General features: G+C 34.7%; 21 protein-coding genes, 1 pseudogene and 2 riboswitches. Of the genes and pseudogenes, 7 read left to right on the top strand and 15 right to left on the bottom strand.

All coding sequences use genetic code 11. The features are described from left to right. Window positions 1–220: 220 nt before the first annotated feature. The 3 genes from CEF19_RS16210 to CEF19_RS16200 are packed head-to-tail and all read right to left on the bottom strand — an operon-like array spanning window position 221 to window position 6927. Window positions 221–1063, bottom strand: a complete 843-nt coding sequence (locus CEF19_RS16210; protein ID WP_198510305.1) for a CheR family methyltransferase — start codon at window positions 1061–1063, stop codon at window positions 221–223. Window positions 1064–1075: 12 nt separating this feature from the next. After that, window positions 1076–4333 carry a response regulator gene (locus tag CEF19_RS16205; RefSeq protein WP_198510304.1) on the bottom strand — a complete coding sequence of 1086 codons (3258 nt, stop codon included), beginning with the start codon at window positions 4331–4333 and terminating at the stop codon, window positions 1076–1078. Between the two features lie 32 nt (window positions 4334–4365). Continuing rightward, complete coding sequence (locus CEF19_RS16200; RefSeq protein ID WP_100407010.1) at window positions 4366–6927, bottom strand: EAL domain-containing protein; 2562 nt, start codon at window positions 6925–6927, stop codon at window positions 4366–4368. A gap of 12 nt (window positions 6928–6939) precedes the next feature. Then, window positions 6940–7022: riboswitch (cyclic di-GMP riboswitch) on the bottom strand. Between the two features lie 271 nt (window positions 7023–7293). Further along, window positions 7294–7438, top strand: a riboswitch (cyclic di-AMP (ydaO/yuaA leader). 68 nt (window positions 7439–7506) lie between these two features. On the opposite strand from CEF19_RS16200, the gene CEF19_RS16195 reads away from it, so the two are divergent. The 4 genes from CEF19_RS16195 (at window position 7507) to hmpA (ending at window position 11457) form a co-directional block, all read left to right on the top strand. Further along, entirely contained in the window at window positions 7507–8163 is a 657-nt protein-coding gene (locus CEF19_RS16195; protein WP_100407009.1) for a potassium channel family protein, read from the top strand. A gap of 4 nt (window positions 8164–8167) precedes the next feature. Continuing rightward, window positions 8168–9520, top strand: coding sequence for a TrkH family potassium uptake protein (locus CEF19_RS16190; protein WP_100407008.1), 1353 nt, complete (start codon window positions 8168–8170; stop codon window positions 9518–9520). 144 nt (window positions 9521–9664) lie between these two features. Next, window positions 9665–9823 (top strand): hypothetical protein, encoded by a 159-nt coding sequence (locus tag CEF19_RS23555; protein ID WP_198510303.1) that lies wholly within the window; start codon window positions 9665–9667, stop codon window positions 9821–9823. 398 nt (window positions 9824–10221) lie between these two features. Beyond that, entirely contained in the window at window positions 10222–11457 is a 1236-nt protein-coding gene (gene hmpA, locus CEF19_RS16185) for an NO-inducible flavohemoprotein (RefSeq protein ID WP_100407007.1), read from the top strand. Window positions 11458–11916: 459 nt separating this feature from the next. Here hmpA and CEF19_RS16180 read toward each other — a convergent pair whose 3' ends face one another. From CEF19_RS16180 to CEF19_RS16145, 8 genes are all read right to left on the bottom strand, one after another. Continuing rightward, window positions 11917–12783, bottom strand: a complete 867-nt coding sequence (locus CEF19_RS16180; RefSeq protein WP_100407006.1) for an STAS domain-containing protein — start codon at window positions 12781–12783, stop codon at window positions 11917–11919. 491 nt (window positions 12784–13274) lie between these two features. Beyond that, window positions 13275–13718 carry a HEAT repeat domain-containing protein gene (locus tag CEF19_RS16175; protein WP_100407005.1) on the bottom strand — a complete coding sequence of 148 codons (444 nt, stop codon included), beginning with the start codon at window positions 13716–13718 and terminating at the stop codon, window positions 13275–13277. A 320-nt stretch (window positions 13719–14038) separates the two neighbouring features. Beyond that, on the bottom strand, window positions 14039–14245 hold the full coding sequence (locus tag CEF19_RS16170; RefSeq protein WP_100407004.1) for a hypothetical protein: 207 nt from the start codon (window positions 14243–14245) through the stop codon (window positions 14039–14041). 292 nt (window positions 14246–14537) lie between these two features. Further along, on the bottom strand, window positions 14538–14846 hold the full coding sequence (locus CEF19_RS16165; RefSeq protein ID WP_100407003.1) for a hypothetical protein: 309 nt from the start codon (window positions 14844–14846) through the stop codon (window positions 14538–14540). Window positions 14847–15184: 338 nt separating this feature from the next. Then, window positions 15185–15601: a hypothetical protein gene (locus CEF19_RS16160; RefSeq protein WP_198510302.1), complete on the bottom strand. Its 417-nt coding sequence runs from the start codon at window positions 15599–15601 to the stop codon at window positions 15185–15187. Between the two features lie 77 nt (window positions 15602–15678). Then, window positions 15679–16524, bottom strand: a complete 846-nt coding sequence (locus CEF19_RS16155; protein ID WP_100407002.1) for a carbohydrate ABC transporter permease — start codon at window positions 16522–16524, stop codon at window positions 15679–15681. Window positions 16525–16578: 54 nt separating this feature from the next. Continuing rightward, a complete protein-coding gene (locus tag CEF19_RS16150; RefSeq protein ID WP_100407001.1) occupies window positions 16579–17457 on the bottom strand; it encodes a carbohydrate ABC transporter permease in 879 nt (292 codons plus the stop codon). Between the two features lie 67 nt (window positions 17458–17524). Continuing rightward, complete coding sequence (locus tag CEF19_RS16145; protein WP_100407000.1) at window positions 17525–18790, bottom strand: extracellular solute-binding protein; 1266 nt, start codon at window positions 18788–18790, stop codon at window positions 17525–17527. A 718-nt stretch (window positions 18791–19508) separates the two neighbouring features. Between CEF19_RS16145 and CEF19_RS16140 the strand changes: the two genes are divergently transcribed. The 3 genes from CEF19_RS16140 to CEF19_RS16130 all read left to right on the top strand — a co-directional run bounded on the left by CEF19_RS16140 (window position 19509) and on the right by CEF19_RS16130 (window position 22094). Further along, window positions 19509–20099, top strand: coding sequence for a DedA family protein (locus CEF19_RS16140; RefSeq protein ID WP_157800978.1), 591 nt, complete (start codon window positions 19509–19511; stop codon window positions 20097–20099). Window positions 20100–20142: 43 nt separating this feature from the next. Then, window positions 20143–21132 carry a hypothetical protein gene (locus CEF19_RS16135; RefSeq protein ID WP_100406998.1) on the top strand — a complete coding sequence of 330 codons (990 nt, stop codon included), beginning with the start codon at window positions 20143–20145 and terminating at the stop codon, window positions 21130–21132. Window positions 21133–21761: 629 nt separating this feature from the next. Continuing rightward, window positions 21762–22094, top strand: coding sequence for a DUF3243 domain-containing protein (locus tag CEF19_RS16130; RefSeq protein WP_100406997.1), 333 nt, complete (start codon window positions 21762–21764; stop codon window positions 22092–22094). A 57-nt stretch (window positions 22095–22151) separates the two neighbouring features. On the opposite strand, the gene CEF19_RS16125 is transcribed toward CEF19_RS16130, so the two are convergent. From CEF19_RS16125 to CEF19_RS16110, 4 genes and pseudogenes are all read right to left on the bottom strand, one after another. Then, window positions 22152–22382, bottom strand: coding sequence for a VOC family protein (locus CEF19_RS16125; RefSeq protein WP_100406996.1), 231 nt, complete (start codon window positions 22380–22382; stop codon window positions 22152–22154). Between the two features lie 78 nt (window positions 22383–22460). Continuing rightward, window positions 22461–23126: an HAD family hydrolase gene (locus tag CEF19_RS16120; RefSeq protein ID WP_100406995.1), complete on the bottom strand. Its 666-nt coding sequence runs from the start codon at window positions 23124–23126 to the stop codon at window positions 22461–22463. A 37-nt stretch (window positions 23127–23163) separates the two neighbouring features. After that, window positions 23164–23802, bottom strand: a complete 639-nt coding sequence (locus tag CEF19_RS16115; RefSeq protein WP_100406994.1) for an HAD family hydrolase — start codon at window positions 23800–23802, stop codon at window positions 23164–23166. A 37-nt stretch (window positions 23803–23839) separates the two neighbouring features. Further along, window positions 23840–24292 (bottom strand): annotated as a pseudogene (locus CEF19_RS16110) (DUF2332 family protein); the annotation flags it as partial. Window positions 24293–24516: the final 224 nt, after the last annotated feature.

Raw genomic sequence — 24516 nt, 5'->3', positions numbered from 1 at the left:
GTTCTTATTTATTACTAATTTATGATTTTAGAAGCATCCTATTATTCCTACTAGGTACTACTTTCATCAAATAGTAAGAGATTATCTGATTTCCACTAGGAATGTCTTCCTACTTTTAAGATAATTGTTAAACAGACTTCCTATTTTCTAAATCCATACAAAAAAGGATGCTACCAGCTCATCTAATGTTGAGAGTACGGTATACATCCTAAAATTTTGTTTATTTTATTTTTTTGTAAATTTTTTGACTCGCACTAATTTGTTCATAGTAATTTCGCTCATTTGTATAAGCAATCGTTTCCTTATCACCTAGACCAAGTATTCCAAACATCCCTAAACTTTCATAGAAAAGGTTGTGAACTTTCTGTTGTAAGGCGTTATTAAAATAAATCAATACGTTTCTGCATAAAATGACATGAAACTCATTAAATGATCGATCCGTAACTAAATTGTGTTGAGCAAAAACAACATTTTTTGTTAGGTCTGAGTGAAACTGGACTCTGTTATTAACTACATTGTAATAATCTGAAAATGCTTGTTTACCACCCGCTTGGATATAATTACTTGTGAATTTTCTCATATTTTCTAAAGGATACAACCCGGATTTTGCTATTTTCAAGACAGTAGCGTTAATATCCGTTGCATATATCTTGGTCTTATCATAAAGTCCTTCCTCTTGGAGCAATATTGCCATAGAATAAACTTCTTCACCCGTAGAACATCCAGCATGCCACACTCGTATAGAAGGGTACGTTCGCAAAATTGGTACAACTAGCTCCCTAAAATTCAAAAAGAAAACCGGGTCTCTAAACATTTCCGTAACGTTGATAGAGAAATCTGATATTAATCGTTTTAAACAAGCTGAGTCATGTAAAATTTTTTCGGTAAGCCCTGTTATACTAGAGAGTTTTTCCGCATGAACCCGATACCATATTCGTCTTCTGATTGAATTAAAAGCATAATTTCGATAATCATAACCACACCAAGCATATAGACCTTGTAATAGCAAATCGATTTCAATCTTTTCTAGATCCTCATTGGAGTTATCTTTATATTCATTCATCCTGTACCTCATTTATGAAAATCCTTCTTGTTGGTGAAGCCATACTCGTATTAAAGAAATGAGCTTAGTAGGTTGAACTGGTTTTATGAGATAATCCGAAGCCCCTACCTCGATACATTTTTCTCGATCTTCTTTCATCGCTTTCGCTGTTAAAGCAATGACAGGTAGTTGATGAAATTGTGGGAGAGATCTTAAGCGTTGAATCGCTTCGTACCCGTCCATTTCAGGCATCATGATATCCATTAATACTAAATCAAACGTAGAGTCTCTCTCCAATATTTCTAGTCCTTCTCTTCCATTTTCTGCAAATGTTATCTTCATTCCATAAAGCTCTAAAATACTTGATAACGCATAAACATTGCGGATATCATCGTCAACTAGAAGAATCTTTTTACCTTCAAGTCCTGACATTAATTCCGGTTGTTCTACTTCAGATTGGTCTAAACCTTCCTCTTTATCACTCTTTGTATTCAAATATAGTTCAAGTTCATCTTTTAAACGTGTTGGAGAATGCACATCCTTTATAATAATCGTGTGTGCATACTTCGTTAATTGAAGCTCTTCTTTTGAAGTTAAGTTACGACCAGTATATATAAATATCTTTAGGTTATCATTATCAACGTTTGTTTTTATTTTTTCAAGTAATTCAAAACCCGTTGTATCACATAATCTTAAATCTAAGACCATACAATCGAATTGATTAACTTTCAACTGCTCAATCGCCTCGGCACCAGTAGATACTGCTTTTAAAATGACATTCTTATCACCAATGAGTTCCATTAAGCTATTGCGGTGTTTTACATCATCATCAACAATTAATAGTCTCTTAATATTACTATTTGCTTCGTAAGATTGGGAGGCTATCGATTTAGTCGCATTGCTTTCATCCGTGGGTTTATGTTCCACGTTTTTTTCGTTTGTTGCGGCGACTTCATTTAATTGCTCTTGTTTATCCTTTTCTTTATCTTCCTTATAATCACTTACATAAAAGGTAAAAGTGCTCCCTTTCCCTTCATCACTTTCTACTACAATTTCTCCACCTAAAAGGGAGGAAAGCTCTCGACAAATAGATAAACCCAAACCAGTCCCTCCATACTTACGACTGGTTGTCCCATCCGCTTGTTGAAATGCTTGAAAAATAAGCTCAAACTTCTCTTTCGAAATACCAATTCCAGTATCAATAATTGAAAACGAAAAAGATGGCTTGTTAGGATGTTTAGAGGAAGAGCTACTAACTTCTAAAGTAACCCCTCCTTCAGCGGTAAACTTAAATGCGTTTGATAAAAGATTTTTTAAGATTTGCTGTAAGCGTTGTTCATCGCTGTAAATAAAACGCGGAAGCTCATCTTTTAAAATGATATTAAAATCTACCTTCTTTTCATTTGCGATCGGTCTAAAACTTTTTTCAACGAAAGCTACCAAATCTTCTAAATGGACATTACTTGGATTCACTTCAGCTTTTCCCGATTCTATTTTAGCTAAGTCTAGGATATCATTAATGAGAGTTAATAAATCATTACCGGAAGAGTATATAGTCTTAGAATATTCAACTTGTTTACTTGAGAGGTTCCCTTCATGGTTATCTGCTAGCAATTTAGATAAGATTAATAAACTATTTAATGGTGTACGAAGTTCATGTGACATATTTGCTAGGAATTCTGATTTATATTTTGAACTTAATGTAAGCTGCCTTGCTTTTTCTTCAAGCTCAGCTCTAGCTCTTTCTACTTCCCTATTCGTCAGCTCAAACTTTTTATTCTGCTCTTCTAAGTTCTTTGCCTTTTCTTCTAACTCAGCATTGGTTTGTTCCAATTCTTCTTGCTGAACCTGAAGTTTCTCCTCTGAATGTTTGAGTGATTGGGTTTGCTCTTCCAACTCCTCATTCGTCACTCTAAGTTCTTCTTGCTGAGATTGTAATTCTTCAGATTGGGCTTGGACTTCCTCCATTAATTGCTGTGACTCCTCTAGCAATCTAGCTAATCTGATTCTTCCCATCACACTGTCAAGGATAATCCCAAGACCACTTACCATTTCCTCTAGCAAGGTTTGCTGCTCCGAGCTAAACGAATGAAAGGATGCTAGTTCTAAAACGGCTTTTACATCCCCCTCGAAACTGATAGGTAATACATATAGATTTAGCGGTGGGGCTTCACCAAGACCTGATGTTACACGGATATAATCTGAGGGAACATTAGTTAGGATAATCGGTGATTGTTCAAGGGCTGCTTGGCCCACAAGCCCCTCACCTAAGGCAACTGTATTAGAATGATGCTTTCTTTCTTTAAAAGCATACGTTGCAAGTAGCTTAAAAAGCGGTTCATTCTTTTCTTCTCCCGCGTCTTTCACATAAAATACCGCCTGGGCGGAATTCATTAAAGGAACTATTTTTGAAAGAAATGTTCTTGATAAGGATTCTAAATCATGTAAACCACTTAAACTTGTTGTAATCTCTGCTATATTTGATTTACTCCAATTTAAACTTTGCTCCTTATTTATTTGTTTCTCTAAAGACAGCACCATTGTATTAAATGATTTTGCGACCTCGTCAATCTCGTTATTTGATTTTACTTCAACCCTTGTGCTCAAATCTGCATTCCCATTTGCAACACTTTTCATAACATTAGAGACATTATTTAATCGTCTAACGAGCGCCCAAATGGTACGAATCATAAAACCTGCAAGTACAAGAATACCAATGAGTGCAATGAGACCACCAATTAATATTTGTTGCTTGAAATTTTGTAGCATCGTAGTCAAAGAAGAAGCTAAGGTTGTTTCGTAATAGTTTATATTTGCATAAATGATTTCAGTGTAATCAGCTTGAAATTGGTGGCCGTACATGTTCATTAAGTCAATTGCTTCTACCTTGTTTCCAGCTGCTACGAGTTCTAAAAGATTATCTTTATAGTGACCATACTTTTCATTGATATTTTTAATATCTTCAAGTAATTCCGCTTCTTCTGATGTATTCACATTTTTATCAAGTAAAGAAATATTGGTTTTAATAGAATCGCTTTTCATTTGTAATATAGTTAATTCATTCTCAATTGCGACTTCATCATCGAAAATGACAAGATTCCTTAAACTAATTGCTTCATCTTTAACATCCCGATAGATTTGTTCAGTTAAAAAAGACAATTCATAATCCCTTTGGGCAGAATCACTTATTTTATTAAGACTTTTAAGCTGGTACCAATCTGTAATTGTAAGAAGTAATATAAGAATAGGCAATGCACTAAGTCCCAGTAATAATTTTGTTTTAATTTTCATTCCTGCTGCTCCCTGTAGTGAATTTTTCATAGTTATATGGACTTCTTTTTAATTAAAGAGAGATTTCTACCTTCTTCAATACAGGATTGATAGACCATCGCCATCGCCTGGAGGCGGTCACTCACGTTTAGTTTTTGAAAAATATGTGTAATATGATTTTTAACGGTATGTTCGCTTATAAATAATTGATCTGAAATTTCTTTATTTGTTAAACCCTTAACAATCAACGAAAAAACATCCATTTCACGATTAGATATAGAATGTAATTCTTTAGTCCGATGTAATGCTGCATTAAGAATATCCTGATTTTGGCCAATGTCAGGTTCAACAGCGAGTTCCAAAATATTCGCATCAGAATTGGTGATGGAATGAATATCAAAATCGGAAAGTTCTTGTTTTTTTAACAAGAATTTTTCAAATTCCTCTGGTGGAACGGGCGGACTAAATAAATAACCTTGAACTACCTCACACTGATGATCTTTTAAAATATTCAACTGTTCTTCTGTTTCTACGCCCTCTGCAATTACGTCCATCTTTAAACTATGGGCTAATGAAACAATCGTTGATATTAGGGCTATGCTATCAAACTTATTATTTGAAATATCCTGAATGAAGGATTTATCTATCTTTAGAGTATCAACCGGAAAGCGTCTTAAATAATTGAGTGATGAGTATCCGATACCAAAATCATCTATACTTATACAAATCCCCATTTTTCGTAATTGTTTAAGGGTTTTTGTAATAAGCTCTTCATTTCCCATAATAACAGACTCTGTAATCTCAACTTCCAACATCTCTGGGGTCACCTTAGCTTCTGTTAGTATACGTTTGATGGTATCAACTAAATCCTTTTGTAAAAATTGTTGTGCGGAAAAGTTTACAGCTATACGTATTGAAGAGTATCCAGCTGCTTGCCACATTTTAGATTGTTCACAAACTGATTTAAGAACCCATTCACCAATTTCGACAATTTGACCTGTTTCTTCCGCTAAGGGTATAAATTCTAAAGGTTGGATAGTTCCCCAGTTTGGATGATTCCAACGTAATAACGCCTCCGCACTACTAATCATTCCAGATTCAATATCAATACGGGGTTGATAGACAAGGGCTAGTTCCTCATGTTCAATCGCCTTACGCAAATCATTTTGCATAATAAATGTTCTAAATGACTGGATATTCATCCCAGAATGGAACACCTTATACTTATTTCTACCTTGTTCTTTTGCACGGTATAATGCAGCATCCGCACTCTTCATCAATAGTTGTGAATCCTCCCCATCATAAGGAAATACACTGATTCCAATACATGTGGTGATAAATAATTCATAATTGTCAATATATAATGGTTTTTTAAAAGCATTCAATAGATTCTCTGCAACCTCTAATGCACTCTCTCTACTCGTATCCGGTAAAATGATATTAAATTCATCCCCACCTATCCTCGCTACAAAGTCCTCATCACGTACAGATTCTTTCAATCTTTTAGCAATTTCCTTTAGTAACTTATCACCCATAATGTGACCTAGTGAATCATTTATGTATTTAAAACGATCCATATCTAAATACATAGTCACAAAAGATTGATTATCTTGCTTTGCCTTGTTTAATGTAGAAGTTAATTGCTCATTGAATCGTCTTCGATTTGGCAAATCTGTTAAACTATCATAATAAGCCATATGTGTAATCATTTCTTCGTACTGTTTCTTTTTCGTAATATCACGTATAGTACAGGCAACGATGCATTTCCCTTGGACGTACCGTTTTCCGATTTGTACCTCAGCAGGAAACGTCGTTTTGTCTAGGCGTGTAAGAGTGAGTTCCTTCAAATTCCCATAACCGACTATATTCTCTATATTGCTAATTACCTCTAGAATATTAGTAATATACTCTTGAGCCTTCTCACTAGAAAATAACAAGGTTATATGTTCATTTAAAATTTCGGATGGAGTATATTTAAACATTTCCTGAACCATTGGATTAACTTTAAGAATATAGCCATCCTTGTCAAGGATTAACATAGAATCAATGGATGATTCACTAATTACATTGGCTAATGCCTCTGAAATACGTAGCTCAGAAGTAGTATGAAATAGTTCCAGATTAGCTTTTTCTAATTCCTTTTTCTTTTCTGATAAAATGTTAGCTTGTTGAATCAATCTTTGATTCAATTTGAACATTTCTACAAATCCTTCAACCTTTGCTTTTAAAATAATAGGGTCGATCGGTTTTAGCAAATAGTCAATAGCACCTGCTGAGTATCCAGTAAATATATGATCCGAATCCATGTTATTGGCCGTGATAAAAAGAATCGGGGTATTTTTTGTTTTTTCACGAGCCTTTATGATTTTGGCCGTACCAAATCCATCTATACCGGGCATTTGAACATCCAATAATATCGCAGCAAAGTCATATCTTAGTAAGAATTTTAGAGCCTCTTCTCCAGAATAAGCTTTTACTAAATGATAATCATCCCGTTCAATAATTGCTTCCAGCGCTAATAGATTCTCTGGGCGATCATCCACTAATAAAATATTGATCTTATCCTCAGCTCTCTGCGGAGGTAATTCATTCGATGAATCCATTGCTTTATCCAATTATTTTCTCCCCTTTGTAGCCCAGCCGTCGTAGTATTAACGTTAGACCTGTGGCTTTGAGTCATCGTCTTTCAACGATTTTTCCTTTATAAAGGTAAAAATTTATTATTTTACTGAATCTTATCATGCTTTTATACTATGTGCACGCTATTCCCGCATCTTTTTAAAAGGAAATATCTTTGTTTTATCCTACATTGGCACCATATGTTATTCTGAATTTGTAATAATAAGGGATAAGGAAAGGAACTGTATTTTCTTCGAAGGGATCTTAGTACGTTTCCTAAAACACTGCACATTTAATTTTATCATCTCACCTATTGACGTATCAAAAATAGAGGAGTAAATTAGAGCAGTATTCAACTATACACCTTTTAGTCGCTGAATCTTTTTGAGCGGGGGAACCAAATTGGTACATAATTTGTATCTTGGGGTGAATCTTATGAAGATAAGAAGGGGTACTCTCAAATCCCTAATCCGACAGCTAACCTCGTAAGCGTTGCTTTTCTATCGAGAGAAAGGTCTGCGATATTAGACCATTCTTCGGAGTGGTTTTTTTGGTGTAAATAAAGGAGAAAAACAATGAAAAAACAGTTTGCAGTTATTGGGCTAGGACGATTTGGTGGTTCTGTTTGTCGAGAACTTTACCGGATGGGGCATGAGGTATTGGCAATTGACAGGAATGAAGATAAAGTAAATGAATTTGCAAACGTCTCAACGCATTCAGTAGTGGCTGACACCACTGATGAACGAGTACTTATAAGCATTGGTATTCGTAATTTTGAAAATGTGATTGTTGCCATTGGTGATAACATTCAATCAAGCATTTTAACTACACTCCTTTTAAAAGAAATGAAGGTAAAAAATGTATGGGTTAAAGCACAAAATCACTATCATCACAAAGTGCTTGAAAAAATCGGTGCTGACCGGATTATTCACCCTGAATATGATATGGGTGTACGAATTGCTCAGCATCTCGTCTCAGAAAAAATTATTGATTACATTGAATTATCGGATGAATATAGCATCGTTGAGCTAATTGCAACTGAAAAAGTTGCAAACAAATCCTTGATTGATCTGGATATTCGCGCGAAATACGGGTGTACCATCTTAGCGATTAAACGTGGGGAAAGCGTAAATGTATCACCCTTTCCTGACGACTTAATTTATGAAAATGACATTATTATTTTAATCGGCCCCAAACGTGATTTAAAGCGTTTTGAGGAAGAAGGAATTTAGGAAAATGAACTCTTCTAAAAAAACCTATCAAATTAATTTGACTTCAGTCCAACTAATCGTTTTATTTTATTTGGGGGCAGTGATGATATCTACACTCCTCCTAAGTTTACCACTAACACATAAACCTGGAGTTGAATGGACATTTATCGATGCTTTTTTCACAGGAGTAAGTGCGATTAGCGTGACGGGATTAACGGTTGTCTCCACTGCTGATACCTTTAATACTTTTGGTGTTTTTGTATTAGCATTCATTCTTCAATTTGGTGGTATTGGTATCATGACGCTCGGAACATTTATTTGGTTAATGCTCGGTCGTAAAATTGGCTTAAAAGAAAGACAATTAATTATGACAGATCAAAACCGTGGAACGTTTTCTGGACTCGTTGACTTAATGAAACAAATCCTGACGCTTATTTTAATCATCGAAGCAATCGGCGCACTTTTGCTGGGCACATACTTTCTAAGGTATTTCCCATCATGGCAGGAAGCCTTTTTACAGGGCTTCTTTGCTTCCGTGAGTGCGACGACAAACGCAGGTTTTGATATTACCGGTCAATCATTAATTCCTTTTGCTAATGATTATTATGTACAAACGATTAATATGGTACTACTAACTCTCGGCGCGATTGGTTTCCCTGTCTTAATTGAAATTAAGGAATTTTTAAAAAAGGGGCCAGGTCAGAGGTATCAGTTTTCACTTTTCACTAAAATTACAACAGTTACATTTTTTAGCTTGACTGTTATCGGCGCACTTCTTATTTACTTGCTTGAACGAAGACATTTCTTTTCGGATATGAATTGGCATCAAACCTTATACTACTCAATGTTTCAATCGATAACAACGCGCAATGGCGGTTTAGCGACGATGGACATAAGTGAGTTCTCTATCCCGACATTACTCGTGTTAAGCATTTTGATGTTTATTGGTGCCTCACCAAGTAGTGTGGGAGGCGGTATCCGTACAACGACATTCGCTATTGTCTTACTAACTATTTTCTCTTTTGCTAGGGGACGTCAAACGGTCAAAGTATTTAGGAGAGAACTTGACCCAGGTGATGTGATGAAGTCTTTTGTCGTGATGAGTGTGGCTATGTTTATATGTGGTACAGCAGTCATTACTTTATCGATAATTGAACCGTTCCCACTGATGCCAATTATTTTTGAGGTATGCTCGGCTTTTGGAACAACTGGACTTTCCATGGGGATTACTCCCGAGTTGAGTACAGCAGGGAAACTGATTATAATTATTCTGATGTTTGTCGGCCGAATTGGAATTTTCTCTTTCTTATTCATCATAAGAGGTAAACTAAGCGAAGAAAGCTATCACTATCCGAAAGAGCAAGTAATTATTGGGTAGTACTTGTGTATAGGGGTAGTGTCATAGGAGGTTTAACCTTATGTCACTACCCTTTTTACTTTTTTAAGTTAATATTTCCACTTATGTTTTACAATAAACCTTAGCATACTAATAACGATAGCGATAAGAGGAGGATGAATGAAGATGGAGCGAAAAAGGAAGCATGATGTTGAGGAGCCAACAATAGCCAGTGGTATGGATAATGATGAAGAGCTAAGTCAAAGCGCCACTCCCGAAGAAGTTAAAAAAGGTGACTATACAAAAGTAGTGTCACTAAGATACGATGAAAATCCTCGCTTGTAATATATGGATAGTACATTTGAGGGTGTACCTCACTCTTCAATTTTCTGTTATGCCTCTTGGACATTGGCGTTATTTCATTATTTGTAAGTGATTCTTGAATTATACTTGATGGGGCACCGACTTTACGTGTACTTACCTAAAGTTAGATGAATTAGAATCAATCTGATTCCATCTTGAATACAACATCATCTTTCACGAATTACAAAAATATCTTAAATAAAAAGATAAAGAGACATGCAGGGAAAGCACCCCTTCGTGTCTTTTTCATTTGTCGTGTTAGATTGCTTCAAATATGTCTATTTTTCAAAAGATGTATTTTATATATTGCTTTGAAAAATCTTAAGTGGTTTAATAAACATGTATTTTAAATACATGTTTAAAACATTGGAGGTTATCTCATGACTACAGCCACTTTAAGTCCAAAAACCATTGAAATCATCAAATCGACGGTACCAGTTCTTGCCGAACATGGTGCTACAATAACAAATCGCTTTTACGAGATGTTATTTACAAATCATCCAGAGCTTCTAAACATTTTTAATCATGCCAATCAAAAACAAGGAAAACAACAACAAGCACTTGCTAACACAGTTTATGCCGCCGCAAAATACATTAATAATCTTGAAGTAATTATCCCAGTTGTAAAACAAATTGCCCACAAGCACCGAAGTTTAGGCATTAAAGCTGAACACTACCCAATTGTCGGGGAACATCTTTTAGCTGCGATAAAAGATGTCTTAGGCGATGCTGCAACAGACGATATTATTAATGCATGGGCCGCGGCTTATGGTCTCATCGCTGATGTATTTATATCTGTCGAAAAAGAAATGTATAATGAAGCAGCGAATAAAAAAGGTGGTTGGAAAGGATTACGTAAGTTTGTTGTTGCTAGAAAGGTAAAGGAAAGTGATGTGATTACATCTTTCTACCTAAAACCAAAGGATGGCAGTGAAATCTCTGATTTTCAACCAGGTCAATATATTTCAGTAAAGGTTGTCATTGATGGGGAAGAGTACACTCATATCAGACAATACAGTTTATCTGATGCACCAGGAAAAGATTATTATCGTATTAGCGTGAAACGCGAAGATGAACGAGGAGAAGCACCAGCGGGAATCGTTTCAAACTATCTTCACAATCAGATCGCTGAAGGTGACACTTTAGAGCTTACAGCGCCTGCTGGAGATTTTGTTTTAAATACAGAAAGTACTCGTCCGGTCGTCCTAATAAGTGGCGGTGTTGGACAAACGCCACTTGTTAGCATGCTAAAAACATTAGCAGAAAAATTCCCGGAAAGAGAAGCTACATTTATTCATGCAGCCATTAACAGTTCTTATCATGCACTTAGAGAAGAAGTAACAAACCTAGCAAATGAATCTGAGAAAATAAACTACTTATTATGTTATGAATCACCTACTGAGGACGACAAAAAAACAATACATTATGATAAAGAAGGGCATATTGACCTTAACTGGTTGCAATCCACTTTAAAAAGTAACGAAGCTGATTTTTATTTCTGTGGTCCTTTCCCGTTTATGAAAGTAATAAACAAAGCCTTAAAGGAATGGAACGTAGCACCGGAATCAATTCATTATGAGTTCTTTGGTCCTGCAGGTGATTTAGAGAATGAATAATAATCTGCTAGATTAAATAGTGCAAGAAAAGGGTGCTAAATGGCTCGCACGTTACCCCCTGCTATTGAACTTTTTACTGGTAGCACGGAACACAGGAATTTAAAAACGCCTATATTCAAGCCCCCGATAGAGATAACATCGTTTTAGGTGCAATGCTTGAATTTCGAAAAATTAAGTGGAGGAATAGGGATTAGCAAGTTAGCTCTTACTATCCCTATTAACCCTTTTTGAATAATCCCTTTTGCAATCATTTAATCAAAGTTCCATTTAATTTTCTTTTTCATGAAGACTTTTCTCAGTTATATTAGGCGTTCTCTCTAAATTTGTTCAATCGTCTATATAGATTCAAATAACATACTAATCATCGAGATAAATGCTAAACCGTGTTCTATTTTTAAGCTAATAGAAAAAGATAAACCTCCAGAATAATCATCTGCAGGTTCTCTTAATATAAAAAGATTAATTTGTTTTATCAAGAGCGCCATAGTCACTTAACGCTTGTCTTAAGTTACTTACTACTTTATACGAATTTAAATTAATTCCTAAAGACACAATCGTTTGTGACATTTCAGGACGAAGACCACTTAGAACAGGCGTCACCCCTAATATTTTCAACGTATTCATAAAGTCTAATAGCCTGCTTGCTACGAACGTGTCTATGATAGAAACTCCAGAAAGATCGATAAAGATGAGGTCTAGCTTGTAGTTAACAACTTGTTTAATTGTGGTGTCCATTAAAACATTAGCACGCTCTTCAATTAATATCCCAATAAGGGGCAATATTGCAATATCTTTTGTTATTGGAACGATAGGAGCTGAAATTTCATTGATGCATGCGTTTTTTTCATTGATTTTTTTCTCCTGATAGGTATTAAAAGCTATAGAAAAGACAGTAATTGCTTCATCAAGAAGATCATTTAAAATAAAAGAAGCAGTAAATATAGTTTTACTTAGAACCTCCTTTCCCTCTGTCCAATCCTCTATTGTTCCCCATAAAACCTTGCGGTAATGTTTTGTAATTGGTAGTATTCCAGGTAGACTTACACCTTTGGAAATTGCATAAGATGCTAGCGCATTCGCCCATTCTTCAATCGACATTTCACCTCTTATGCCTCTAAAAACATTTGCACACATTTCCACAAACTCATGTCTAATTTTAAATATCTCATCGTTTGTTACAAGTCCCTGTGGTCTACTTTTTTCATTATCATCTCTCGTTAAATCCGATATTGCCGTCACTATCTTATTTTTGTTATTGCTAATCGCTTCTCCTATTTGTGCGAGTTCATTAATAACAATCGGGTCTTCTATCTCATACTTTCTCATAAGTGTTCATCTCCTAAAAAAAGAATTTAAATTAAATATACTGTTTAAATAAAAAATACAGTAAAAAATCCATGCTATCTCTAATAAAAGTTGCCGACTATAAGATACTCTGAGTATAACATCTTGTATTAATTAATACTTTATGAAAATTATTGAGGGTTCTCTAGATTAATAACTTAATAAATATTCAAACTACTATTAATTCATAAAAATAACTTTACCATATATCCCCTTAAAATCAAAAAAAACCTAATAATTTCAGGGGCAATGAGCACGGCCGTTGCTTCATAAAGAAAAACCCTGCTATGAGTGGGGTTCTCATAGCAGGGCGCGCAACGTGCGGAGTCATTACTTCTTCCTCGAAATGCTTTCAATGGGTTTTTCAGTGACCTCACATTTTTACCTTTTTCAATGGCCTTTGGTTTTTAATGGCTTCCTTATTTCACTGGAGCTTTCGTACTTTACCATAAGAGTAATCGACCTCGGTCCTCTTATCTAGTAGATAGGTTTGACCACGTTTCCTCTAGCCATTTATCAAAATCAATGCCTTTCTCGCCTTCATACGTGTCATATAAATCAACACGCGTCTTTTTCACTTTTTCTTTGAAGTCTTTATAAGAATGATTTTCAGGTAAACTCTTTTTGATCCGAATGAGAATTTTTTTGGTTCCCTTAATTGGATCTTCGTTCTTTCGCTCTGGCATTGTAACATCCTCACCTAAAGCTTTCAGACTACGGTAAGCCGCTTCTTGAACTTTATAAACAGAGTCTCCTGCCATACTATACTTTAATAATTCAATTGTCTCTCTACTTTTGTACTGACCCAATTCTTCTACTGCGTCTAAACGTTCTCTCCAATTAGACGTCCTATTAATCGACTTTTTTAATTGATCGAAATTCTCAGGTAAAGCTGCTTTTGTATCGTTATGACTCAAACTATCCAATCCCCTTCATGTATGAAACTTTTGTAAATACCTATCCTCTATTGTACCATTATAAACCAATTTACATACCTATTAATTCGCTTTATAAGGAGACCCTTTTAATTAATTTAACTTAAAGCTTAAATTTAGCTACTTCATCTTTCAAATCCTCTGCCATTTTTGCCAGATAAGAATTCTCTGGACTAAAGAACTCAACATCGCGTTGACTAACTGACGATCTGGTGTACCTGTATCCTTTAACCCTTGCAACGCATAAGCCATCGACCTTGCATAATCTAAGGCATGCTAGGGAAAAGGTTCGATTTGATGTCCTATATTTTTTTATCTACACGCCGTCCTTTTTGTATACTTTCACTTTCTATATTTCTAACTCGACTATTTAACTCTCTTAATTCAGATTTCAAAATTTGAATCTCATTGGATTTATCAATTCCATTACGTACGGCAAAAGTAATGATAAAATACAGAAAGAAAAAGAACGGAACGCTCATATAGAATCCTATCATATATAACTCCATACCATGGGCCCCCTTTTCTATCAAATTAATTAAGAAAATTTTCGCAGAAACGCCATTAATTATTTCATAGTTAATGGATTAGCCTTGCTTTTTTATTGCTTTTTTTGTTTCCCAAAAAATATATCGCCTGATTTCCCCCAAACCTTTCTACGCTTTGTTTTATTTCCATTCCTAATTTTTCTAAAAGTTTGCAAGATGCAGGATTAGTTATTTGGGTCTCAGCAACTAACTCTGTTAAGTCACTTTTTTCGTAACACCCTGTTCTAATTTTTCAAGCCTACATCGAGTTGTTTCAAGCAAAACTCTTGAAACGCATGATTAAAAAGCTAACAAAATAAAAAATACTTATAAGACCGTACAGTGAAAAGATATCTGGCATGGCCACCATAAAGAAACTCATTGGTAATGACCATAAGAAAGAAGTGAACATCAACTTTTGATTTGACGTTAATGAGGAGAAAATTGCTAAAGCTGCGGGTAGAAACAACAATAAAAATGGAGATGGCATCGCCCCTGCTAAAGTTGGATTATTATATGAATTAATAATAGTAAAATTGCAACATAGTAAAATCGAGGAAATGCCTGCTATTAATCCAATCAAGGATGCTCTCTTAAAAATATTGATGCACCTCCTGTATCATTTTTAGGTGATAATACCAATGTCGGGCAGGATACCTGAACGTCTGGCCCCTTTCTTAATTTTAACTCCCTCTGAAATACTTTAATTCACCAAAGTCCAACCGTTTATTTTTACCACTTTTTCGTAAAGTTCTCAATACTCTTCTTCGTTCATTATTTGAATTCCTCTTTTAACCTAGATTTATCGAATTTTTAAACCGTTCAATCATTTAGTTATTACTATTCTAACAAAAAAGCGCTGCCCTTGAACAAGGCAGCGGATAAAACCTAAAGTTTAGTTTGGAATAAAAGACATAATATTTAAGCAACTTGTGCCATCTTTACAAGTCTAATTGCTTTGTTTTTTGCTAAATATACAACAAATGCAATTAAAAAAATAGCAAAACCTATTAAATCCATAGAGAATAATTGAACAATCCCCCATATTCCAATCCAAATTAATACTTTGTATTGAATTTCATTATCTTTCATTTTTACTGCGATAAGAAAGGTTACGATAGCACCAACAAACATTATTAATCCAAACATTAAAATTACTTGTAAGATATTATTTATCATATGTGACCCAGCTATCATCGTATTTAAATCAGTATTTTCTAGTCTTTGGACACCTTCTTTTTCAAACCAAGTATAGTAACTGAATATTGTTATTAGGGATGTAACTAAGTTCCAAACTGAACCTACTATTAATAATTTCCTCTCTAGACCTCTACTCATATTCTTCACTTTTTCCAACCTGAATCATTCCCTTAATAAAGATACTATGGTTTCTATCTTAACAACTTAAGAGTTTTTTATCCTTTAATTCCTGCATTTAAGTTTATTGCTTGAACAAAGTATTTTTGTGCGAAGAAAAACAGTAATAGCGTTGGAATAATCGCTAATATTGCAGAACCCATTAATTGCCCAATCATACGATAGTTTCCATAAACATCTTGTAATAAAAGCAAACCCGCTGTAACAGGCATTTTTTGTACATCCGTATAAACAATAACCGGCCAAAGGAAATCATTCCATGAACCCACAAAGGAAAATAACCCACATACAATTAAAATAGGCTTGATTAATGGTAATACTATCTTTGAAAAAATAACAAAATCACTCGCACCATCTATGCGAGCAGACTCATCCAATTCCTTTGGTATACCTTTCATAAATTGTCTTACTAAAAATATATTCCCCATTCCCGCTAACCCGGGAACGATCATCGCCCAAGGCGTATTAACCCAACCTAATATATCGATAATTTTATAAGAAGGGATTAAGTTAACAACATTAGGGAAGAAAGAAATCCCCAACAATGTAAAGAATAAAACATCTCTACCTTTAAAATTCATACGTGAATATCCATATCCTGTAATAGAAATTACCACAACCACCAATAGGGTATGAATTGTCGCAATAAATATAGAATTCCATATCCACTGCATTATAGGTGCCGTTGATGTGTTTTCTAAAATACTAACATAGTTATCAACTATCCAATTAACCGGTAATAACCTGAAACCTTCATTGACAACCTCTGTTTGAGAACGAAATGATGTGGTAATTCCAAAAATAACAGGAATAACCCAAATCGCACTTACAATAATCAGAAAAAAATATGCTAAATACTTTGATACATTCATACTTTTTAACATTTGGTTATGCCTACCTTTCTTGTTTCCACTTAATCAATCAAGCTTATAGTTTTCTTAAACAGCATTACGGTTCATTAAATAATATTGGATTGCTGAAATAATTAAAATAACTAACCCTAGCAACACTGCCATAGCTGAAGCAATACCAGCTATCGATTCACCATGACTAAAAGCTAAATCACGAATATACATCATCAAAACCGTTGTACTTTGTCTCGGTCCACCTTCTGTCATCATTAGAGGTTGAGCAAATACATTAAAAGCACCAGCCGTTGTCATAACGAGGGTATAGATTAACGGAAAACGAATGGAAGGCAACGTAATACTAAAGAATTTCCGGACTGGTCCTGCACCATCAATTTCTGCTGATTCATACAAATCCTCTGAAACACCATTAATAGAGGCACGGTAGATAATCATGTTTCCACCAATTCCAGCCCAAATGGTAATCACAATAACTATAATCCAAGCATAGGGTTGATTTGCCGCCCAAACAGGTTCAGAACCGAAAACGTTACTAACTACTCCTAACTGTTTATTAAATATTAATGACCAAATAAGCGCAGCAGCTGAGATGGATATTAATCCAGGTAAATAGATAAGTGTCTGAAATAGATTTTTAAATTTCACATCTTTATGCTCCAATGAAGCCGCAATCAATAATGGAACAATAATCATCAATGGCACGCTTAAAAGAACAAAAATTAGAGTGTTTTTCATACCATTATAAAATTGACGGTAAAAGGTCGAATCCGAGTCAAATAAAATCGTTCTATAGTTATCCATCCCTACCCAAACGGGATCACTTACTAAGTTCCATTTTGTGAATGATGCATAGATACCGTAAATCGATGGTAACAAAATAAAAATAACAAATAAAATGACATGGGGACCGACAAAGAAAATAGGTGATAAGTTCATTTTCTTTTTCATCGTTATACAAACTCCTTTGTTTAAAAGTAATGTACCAAAAAAAGCATGGCACATTACTTTTTATTATCTATTCTCCCTCTTCTTCGGTTACCACGTTCTCTATATCTAACGCGCCTTCAGATACTTTATCTTCTACAAAGCGTTGCATTTCCGCTAAGCCTTCATCAATCTCAATTTCACCATGAACCATATCTGCTACATAACTATCCAATGCTTCTGCAATATATGGATAGTGTTCATATGTGTAAATGTATAAAGACTCCGTTTGTTTTTCACTAGAAGTAAAGAAAGACTGCATAAAATTGTCATATTCGGGACTTTCAATAACATCGACACTTGCTACAATTTGACCAGCTTCTGCCCATTCAAGAGAATGTTGACGGATAAATTCTAAAAATTCACCAACCCCTGCTTCTTTCTCATCTGTTCTATCTTCATTATTTAACATAGCGAACAAGTGGGAAGAAGCCCTGTTATGGAACGTATCAGGCTCAAAAGCGTAAACATTTGTTACACCAAAGTCCAAGCTTTCAACACCTGCATGGCCTAATGAACTCCAAGTTCCATCTGTTGAAAATATTACATCACCAGATTGGAACATTAAGTAACCATCTTCACCATAAGGAGTCATTAAACCAGCGTCTTTAAGTTCTTTAACAGCTTCAATCGCTTGTTTCATTACAGGGGTATCGACAGCAGGAACTCCATTTTCATCTTGGATATCACCGCCTAAGTTTTGAATCTGTGCAAAAATTACCCAACTTAATAACGCGTCATTAAGAACGTATTGTCCCTCATCAAGTTGACCTTGTAAAGATAACATCTCATCGAAAGTAACGACATCATCGTCCAAAAAGTGTTCTACTCCATATTTAGCAAGCAAGTCTCTATTAAAATACATAGCACTTCCATGAATATCTAACGGAATCGTATACTGTGAACCATCGACGTTACCTGAATTCCATGCTTCAGCTAAGTAATTCTCGGCATTTAATTCAGGTTGTGCAGCCATAACCTCAGTCATCGGCTCTAATAAATTTTGTTTAACAAAATTAGGGACACGATCAGCATGGATAATTGCGAGATCAGGAATACCATTACCTGAATTCAAGACTGTATATAATTTCGTATACATATCAGATGTGATAACATGATTTACTTCAAATTCAGGTTCTGTTGCATTGTAGTCTTTCACAAGCTGATCCATATAGGCACCATCATCCCCTGTTAACGGTGTCCAAAACTGAATCGTATTTTCATTTCCACCACTACAACCAGCTAAAAGAATAATAAATAAAGTAAACGACAACAAAAATCTCAATCTGTTTTTCATTTTTTTTCCCCCTTGTTTCTAAAGTTTTCAGCTTCCTCAATTGTCAAGAAATTGATTTATACCTTAAAATGCATTTACTTGCTTGAAAATCAAAGTTGATAATCCCATCACTAGTTTCTAGCCCCCCTCTATACGTGTATCAGTTCCAATATAAACCGCTTACACAAATATTAATAAACATATTTATTAACTTATTCACCAATATATTTACTAATAAATACATATTACTAAAAATAAGGAACGCTCTCATGAGAAATTTTTCCTGTTTTCAATGAAGATATTTTCAAAAATTTATTAGATTAAAGAAACAAATGGAAAAAGTAACACTAAAAGGCCTATTAAATTACATATTAAGTAAAAAAATAAGTCTTTAAGCCTCTATTTAGGAATTAATTGTAATTTTTTTTGGCAATCTTCCCCTGAATAGTATGAGTGAGGTAATAGAAAAAAATATAATTTTTTTTATTACTGTTTTATTACTGACTTACTATCTTCTGAAAAAGCACAAAAGACAGTTAAAAACTCCTCTAAGAAGTAGATTATATAATGTTAACAAAAACCAAATTGAATTTTAAAAGCATTAATATTAGCATGGAATCTGAAGACTTAATAGGATGTATAAATTTACTTGCTCCATTTCAATGTGGTGCTGTTTCAAGTAGAGGAATCAGGGTATCTAATGTATACAACGATGAGGCAAACAAGGTGGTGGGGACAAATGATTGAGTTTATACTGGACTTGTTGAAAAATTTAGGTTGGATAGGTTTGTTTATCGGAGTTGGCATTGAAGCCATATCGATTCCTTTTCCCGCTGCATTATTTGTTCTTGTATACGGTTATATCTTAGATCCGAGCTTGCCTAAAATGCTTATGCTCGCAATTGGGAGTTCTATTGTTTATGTTTCTTTAAGCTTTATTCCCTACTGGCTGAGTATAAAATATGAACCATTTCTTAGAAAAAAACTACCTAAGAGGAAAGTAAGAAAAGTAGAAAGCTGGATAGAAGATTACGGAGTATGGATGATCGCTGTAGGTAGAATACTCGGGATGGGGTATATTGCTTACATAGCTGGATTCAGTAAAATTCGTCCCCTCTCTTTTGGTTTCTTTACATTTTTAGGGTTTTTTCCTGTTTCCCTGTTACTGTTTTATCTCGGGACTCTCGGGGACCTTGAAAAGGCGACAACGTGGTTGCAAAATGCTCAGTGGCTTATAGTCAGTGTTATTGGAGTGACCTTAGCAAGCTATTTTGCATTTCGTTGGTTCAAACGAAAAGAAACCCTTGTCGGAAAAAAAGAGGAAGGATAATTTTTAATTTCTCCACTTTACTAATCGAAAAAGGTGATATAGAATGCCATATTTCAAAATCATTTTCACAGGCTTTGCAAGACTTCTCAGTAAAGTATTCAGTATGGCAACTTTAACTTTTTTCGGTAGAATCCCTTCACGAGATAATTCAAAGGTTGGCTTAATGGGGTTATTATCTCTTTATTGGTTATATGTCTTTATGTCTGTACTTTTTCCTGATTTAGCGGAGGTGTTTATTCCCTTCCTTCCTGATGATGACACCCTCGTTCGGATTATATCGATTTCAATATTCATTATTTTACCTCTCGTTGTGGGTTATCTATCCACGAGAATGGAAAATCAGAGAGAAGATAAATCGATAGCTAGTGAGATCGCAATGGGATACCTCTATGCCCTTACGCTGGGAGTTTTATCTTCGTTGCTTTTGATTATTATTCCCCTCATTAAAATTCCGCAATTTTTAAAAATGCACGAACAAACACAATTCGCGATTATGATCAGGAAAGGGAAATACCAAGATGTATTGGAAGAACTGAAAGACATTTTAAAGGGACACAATTTGCAGGGGGATGTTCACTCACCCAATAAATTTATCTGGACATGCTTTAATACGCTCTCTTCTGTGCTAGAAAGAATATTTAACCGAAAAATTGCAAAAGAGATGAAATACATAACCGTAACAGCAGAAGGTCAAAATGTTGAAATCACTTTGCATGCAACGGATATTTCAATCATTGGCCCACGAAAACACGTGTATTTTATTAAGCATATTCTCTCTGAAGAATTAGAGCCAGAGAATGTCTATTTTTCCTGGGACGATTCAACACAGGAAATGGAGGATAAGATTTACACACTTAAATGCAAATTGCAAGAAGAGGAAAAGGTTAAATGGGAACAGATTTCCGATATTGCACACAATCTTCGCCGAACGGCTTTGACAAACGAAGACTGGGATGCCGTTCGACGACAACTGTATAAGCTCGAGCGAGAGTACTTTAAACAGCTTTACCTCACTTCACAAAAACAGGGATGAGACGGTTTCAGTAATTGAACAACTTTCTCGCCAACATCTATAAATAGTTTGACATTAAACAGTTCTTTGTGTAGAAAAGATAAGCCCAAGTGACAAAACTTTTGTTACTTGGGCTTATCTTTTTCTATTCTTCTTTTTCTATTTTTAATTGTTCTATCAAATTAAAAGGCAGCTTTTCATACATGTTTGTAATTAAGTGAGCAACAGTTTGTTTATTGGTTGATTCAGCAATTTTTATCGCCTCTTTTACATCCTCTTTAGCTTTTTCAATAATCCGAATCCTTTTTTCCTCATTCTATAGATTTTTGAACATCTATCTCTCGCAGACATTGAATTTCTAACAACGTAACAACAGTCATTTAGCAAAACATAAATAATCCCACTTTATACAAGGTAGCAGACGTACCCTCCGTACAGTTGGATTGTTTATCATTGTTATATCTATTCTCTTACTCCCTACTTTTAATACAATTACTTTATACTAATGACATTCATACTATGCAAATCTATTTACCATCATCCCATTCGTGACAAAATTTCATACAACTTACGAAAGTTCACATGTTTACCCGAGTGAAAAAAGGGAACACATCTACTGTAACCAAATTTTCAAAAGGAGCTGAGTGAGAATGGAACACAAAACAAATGACAGTAAGATTGGCAGTAAAGTGAACGAGCATCTTGCGGATATGTCATCGGACAAAAAAGAGGATATCCTATCTAACTTCGAAAGCTTCAAAGGATATTTAGGGAAAAAAGTAGCGACCGCAGATAGATTAGGAATGAATGAAGAACAAATGGCACGTGCAGCTCAAAAAACTGCTGACTATCTAGCATCCCATGTAGAACCAAAAAATCGTGAAGAAAAACTATTATACGAACTATGGAAAGCCGGTAACAAAGACGAGCAGCATATGCTTTCACATATGCTAGTGAAGCTTGTTCATAACGAAAACAAATAAACGATTAAATAGGGGGTGTGTCATAAGGTCTGTTATTGACCTTATGACACACCCCCTTTACAAGATAGAGGGTCGGAACACCAACCATACTTTCTCCTTGAAGTTGGAGCATTGCTGTTTGTTCATCTCGATGGACCCTTTTACCCCTAAGACCTTACAGTACCAAGACATCGATCGCTCTAAATTAGTTACTGGAATTTCCATCGTGGCAATTCGAGGTACAATCCGCCACATCATTTCTTCTTCAAATTTTTTATCCACATTACTTTCACTGGACATATCTACCATACCTTTAACAACTCCTTCTATTATTTTCTCTAAGTTTTTTGGCTCTAAGAGATATTTTAACTAATAAGTATTAATAGGTTATTTTCTTAACTTACCAATAATTGAAGGCAATTCCGCCAAATCATCAACAATAAAATAAGCGTCAACACTGTTCCATTGTTGATTCTTCTTCCAAATTCCTTTCAACCCTATATTTTGAGCAGCTTTCACATCATTTTCTGGATGGTCACCAACAAATAAGCTTTCGTAAGGTAAAACATTAAGAGCTTCTAAAGCCTTTTCAAATATTTTCGGATCAGGTTTTTTTATTCCTTCCCACTCTGATATTAGAAGAGTATCAAAATACTTTTCTATACCTAATGCCGTAATATTATCCATTTGAAATTGTCCTTTTCCATTTGTAATCATTCCAAGCATGAGGTTACTACTTCTTAGTTCTTCTAACATCTCAATAAGATTAGGAAAGGGAATACAGCTATTTTTAAATTCAAGCATATAATCATCAAGTAGTTCTTCCCAAGTTATCTCAGTCACATTGAATTCTACGACTAACTGTTGATATACTTTATCTTTCCAAACATATCCATGGTTATCTAATTCAATGAATCTTGTCACATACACCTCTTTTGAAATGTGACCTATAAATCTACTCAATCTATCATATTGCTTTTCAATAACTATTTGGACTGACTCATCTCTATTTAACAATGTACCATCTAAATCAAATAGAACTGCTTTAATCATTTTGAACCCCCTCTCCTTCAACAAATCATGATTCCTACTAAAAACTTTTTATAGTTATTTCCTTTACTGATTTAACAATTTGATCAGCTACGGACAAATCCTGATTTCCTGAATTTAGATTTTGATATCCAATACAACTCATTCCAGCGGCCTTTGCTGCGATGACACCATTCCTAGAATCTTCAAGTACATAACAGCTTTGAGGTTCAACACCCAAAAGCCGAGCCGTCTCCAAATATACAGCTGGGTCAGGTTTTCCTTTTTCAACTTCCTCTCCACTTATAATGCAAGAAAAATAATGAGTTAAATTGAATTTTGATAAAACCTTCTCAATAAATTCCCTCGGAGATGAAGAAGCCAAACCAATCGGAATGTTGAGCGTTTGAATCTCTTCAATAAGGTCCCTTATTCCATTGATTGGTTCTATCGTTACTTCATCGAGGATTGCAAGCTTTTTGGATAGTTGAAAATCAATAATTTCATCAATTGATTGGTCTACTTTAAATTTTTGTTTTATTCTCCCCCACATCTCAGGGTTAGTCATCCCAACATACTTTTCAAGTTCATCCTTGGTGAGTGTTACCCCAAAAAATTCTAAGGTTTCTAAATCAACCTTAAAATGAAGTGGCTCACTGTCAATAATGACTCCATCCATATCAAAAATAAATGCCTTCATTATTATCACTTCTCCTATTTTTATAATTTTTTAGTATCTAAATCATATTCGATTCATTTTGAAACCTAAATTCAAATTTCCCAAGTAAACCATCGTCCATGTCCATCCGTTTTTCCAATCGTTTTAAAGTATTCTGTTCCATCAATATTGAATAACTGTATTCGTCCCACAAAAGTTGCAAGCCTGCACTGTTCCAATTTTGATTAAAGCTAATGGCTAAATTATAAATATAACAAAAGGCAGGATATAAGTATGAACACCGTCTGGCTTCATTGGTCTGTACTAACTTAGTTTCAAGGATCGTTTTAATATCGTCAGTGTATTGCTGACAGAAATCCTTAAAGTAAATCATTGACCTATTAATTTCTCGCGGAGTAGGCTGAGTAATGCTAGGATAAAATTCTTCTATTTTATGAGTTTTTCCTTTTAATAATAAATAATGAACAGCACCAAACAATAAATTTGGAGTAGGTTGACCCTCTGGTGCGTATGAGACTAATTCGAGAGTTTATCATAATTATTTTAAAATACGATTCTTTTAACAAAAGTGAGTATTTTCAAAGAAATCAACTTCTACTCTTATCCTTTATTTTTATGTATAATCTCAATATACCATATATTGTAATTAATATATGGTTTCTATTTCATTTCTTTCATGGGTTAGTTTTAGAAATTCAAAAAAGAACCAAAGCTATAAGCTCAGGTTCTAGAGAG

Origin of the sequence: Bacillus solitudinis (assembly GCF_002797395.1) — a bacterium.
Classification (GTDB): Bacteria; Bacillota; Bacilli; order Bacillales; family Bacillaceae_D; genus Halalkalibacter_A; species Halalkalibacter_A solitudinis.
Note: the sequence above shows the minus strand (reverse complement) of the source record. Positions and strands in the feature narration are given on the sequence as shown.

Coding starts and splice junctions, on each gene's coding strand:
- CEF19_RS16205 (WP_198510304.1), bottom strand. CDS start 4,333: ATGAAAATTAAAACAAAATTATTACTGGGACTTAGTGCATTGCCTATT.
- CEF19_RS23555 (WP_198510303.1), top strand. CDS start 9,665: ATGGAGCGAAAAAGGAAGCATGATGTTGAGGAGCCAACAATAGCCAGT.
- CEF19_RS16190 (WP_100407008.1), top strand. CDS start 8,168: ATGAACTCTTCTAAAAAAACCTATCAAATTAATTTGACTTCAGTCCAA.
- CEF19_RS16135 (WP_100406998.1), top strand. CDS start 20,143: ATGCCATATTTCAAAATCATTTTCACAGGCTTTGCAAGACTTCTCAGT.
- CEF19_RS16130 (WP_100406997.1), top strand. CDS start 21,762: ATGGAACACAAAACAAATGACAGTAAGATTGGCAGTAAAGTGAACGAG.
- CEF19_RS16115 (WP_100406994.1), bottom strand. CDS start 23,802: ATGAAGGCATTTATTTTTGATATGGATGGAGTCATTATTGACAGTGAG.
- CEF19_RS16120 (WP_100406995.1), bottom strand. CDS start 23,126: ATGATTAAAGCAGTTCTATTTGATTTAGATGGTACATTGTTAAATAGA.
- CEF19_RS16160 (WP_198510302.1), bottom strand. CDS start 15,601: ATGAGTAGAGGTCTAGAGAGGAAATTATTAATAGTAGGTTCAGTTTGG.
- CEF19_RS16195 (WP_100407009.1), top strand. CDS start 7,507: ATGAAAAAACAGTTTGCAGTTATTGGGCTAGGACGATTTGGTGGTTCT.
- CEF19_RS16145 (WP_100407000.1), bottom strand. CDS start 18,790: ATGAAAAACAGATTGAGATTTTTGTTGTCGTTTACTTTATTTATTATT.
- CEF19_RS16180 (WP_100407006.1), bottom strand. CDS start 12,783: ATGAGAAAGTATGAGATAGAAGACCCGATTGTTATTAATGAACTCGCA.
- CEF19_RS16155 (WP_100407002.1), bottom strand. CDS start 16,524: ATGTTAAAAAGTATGAATGTATCAAAGTATTTAGCATATTTTTTTCTG.
- CEF19_RS16150 (WP_100407001.1), bottom strand. CDS start 17,457: ATGAAAAAGAAAATGAACTTATCACCTATTTTCTTTGTCGGTCCCCAT.
- CEF19_RS16170 (WP_100407004.1), bottom strand. CDS start 14,245: ATGGAGTTATATATGATAGGATTCTATATGAGCGTTCCGTTCTTTTTC.
- CEF19_RS16140 (WP_157800978.1), top strand. CDS start 19,509: ATGATTGAGTTTATACTGGACTTGTTGAAAAATTTAGGTTGGATAGGT.
- hmpA (WP_100407007.1), top strand. CDS start 10,222: ATGACTACAGCCACTTTAAGTCCAAAAACCATTGAAATCATCAAATCG.
- CEF19_RS16210 (WP_198510305.1), bottom strand. CDS start 1,063: ATGAATGAATATAAAGATAACTCCAATGAGGATCTAGAAAAGATTGAA.
- CEF19_RS16125 (WP_100406996.1), bottom strand. CDS start 22,382: ATGGTAGATATGTCCAGTGAAAGTAATGTGGATAAAAAATTTGAAGAA.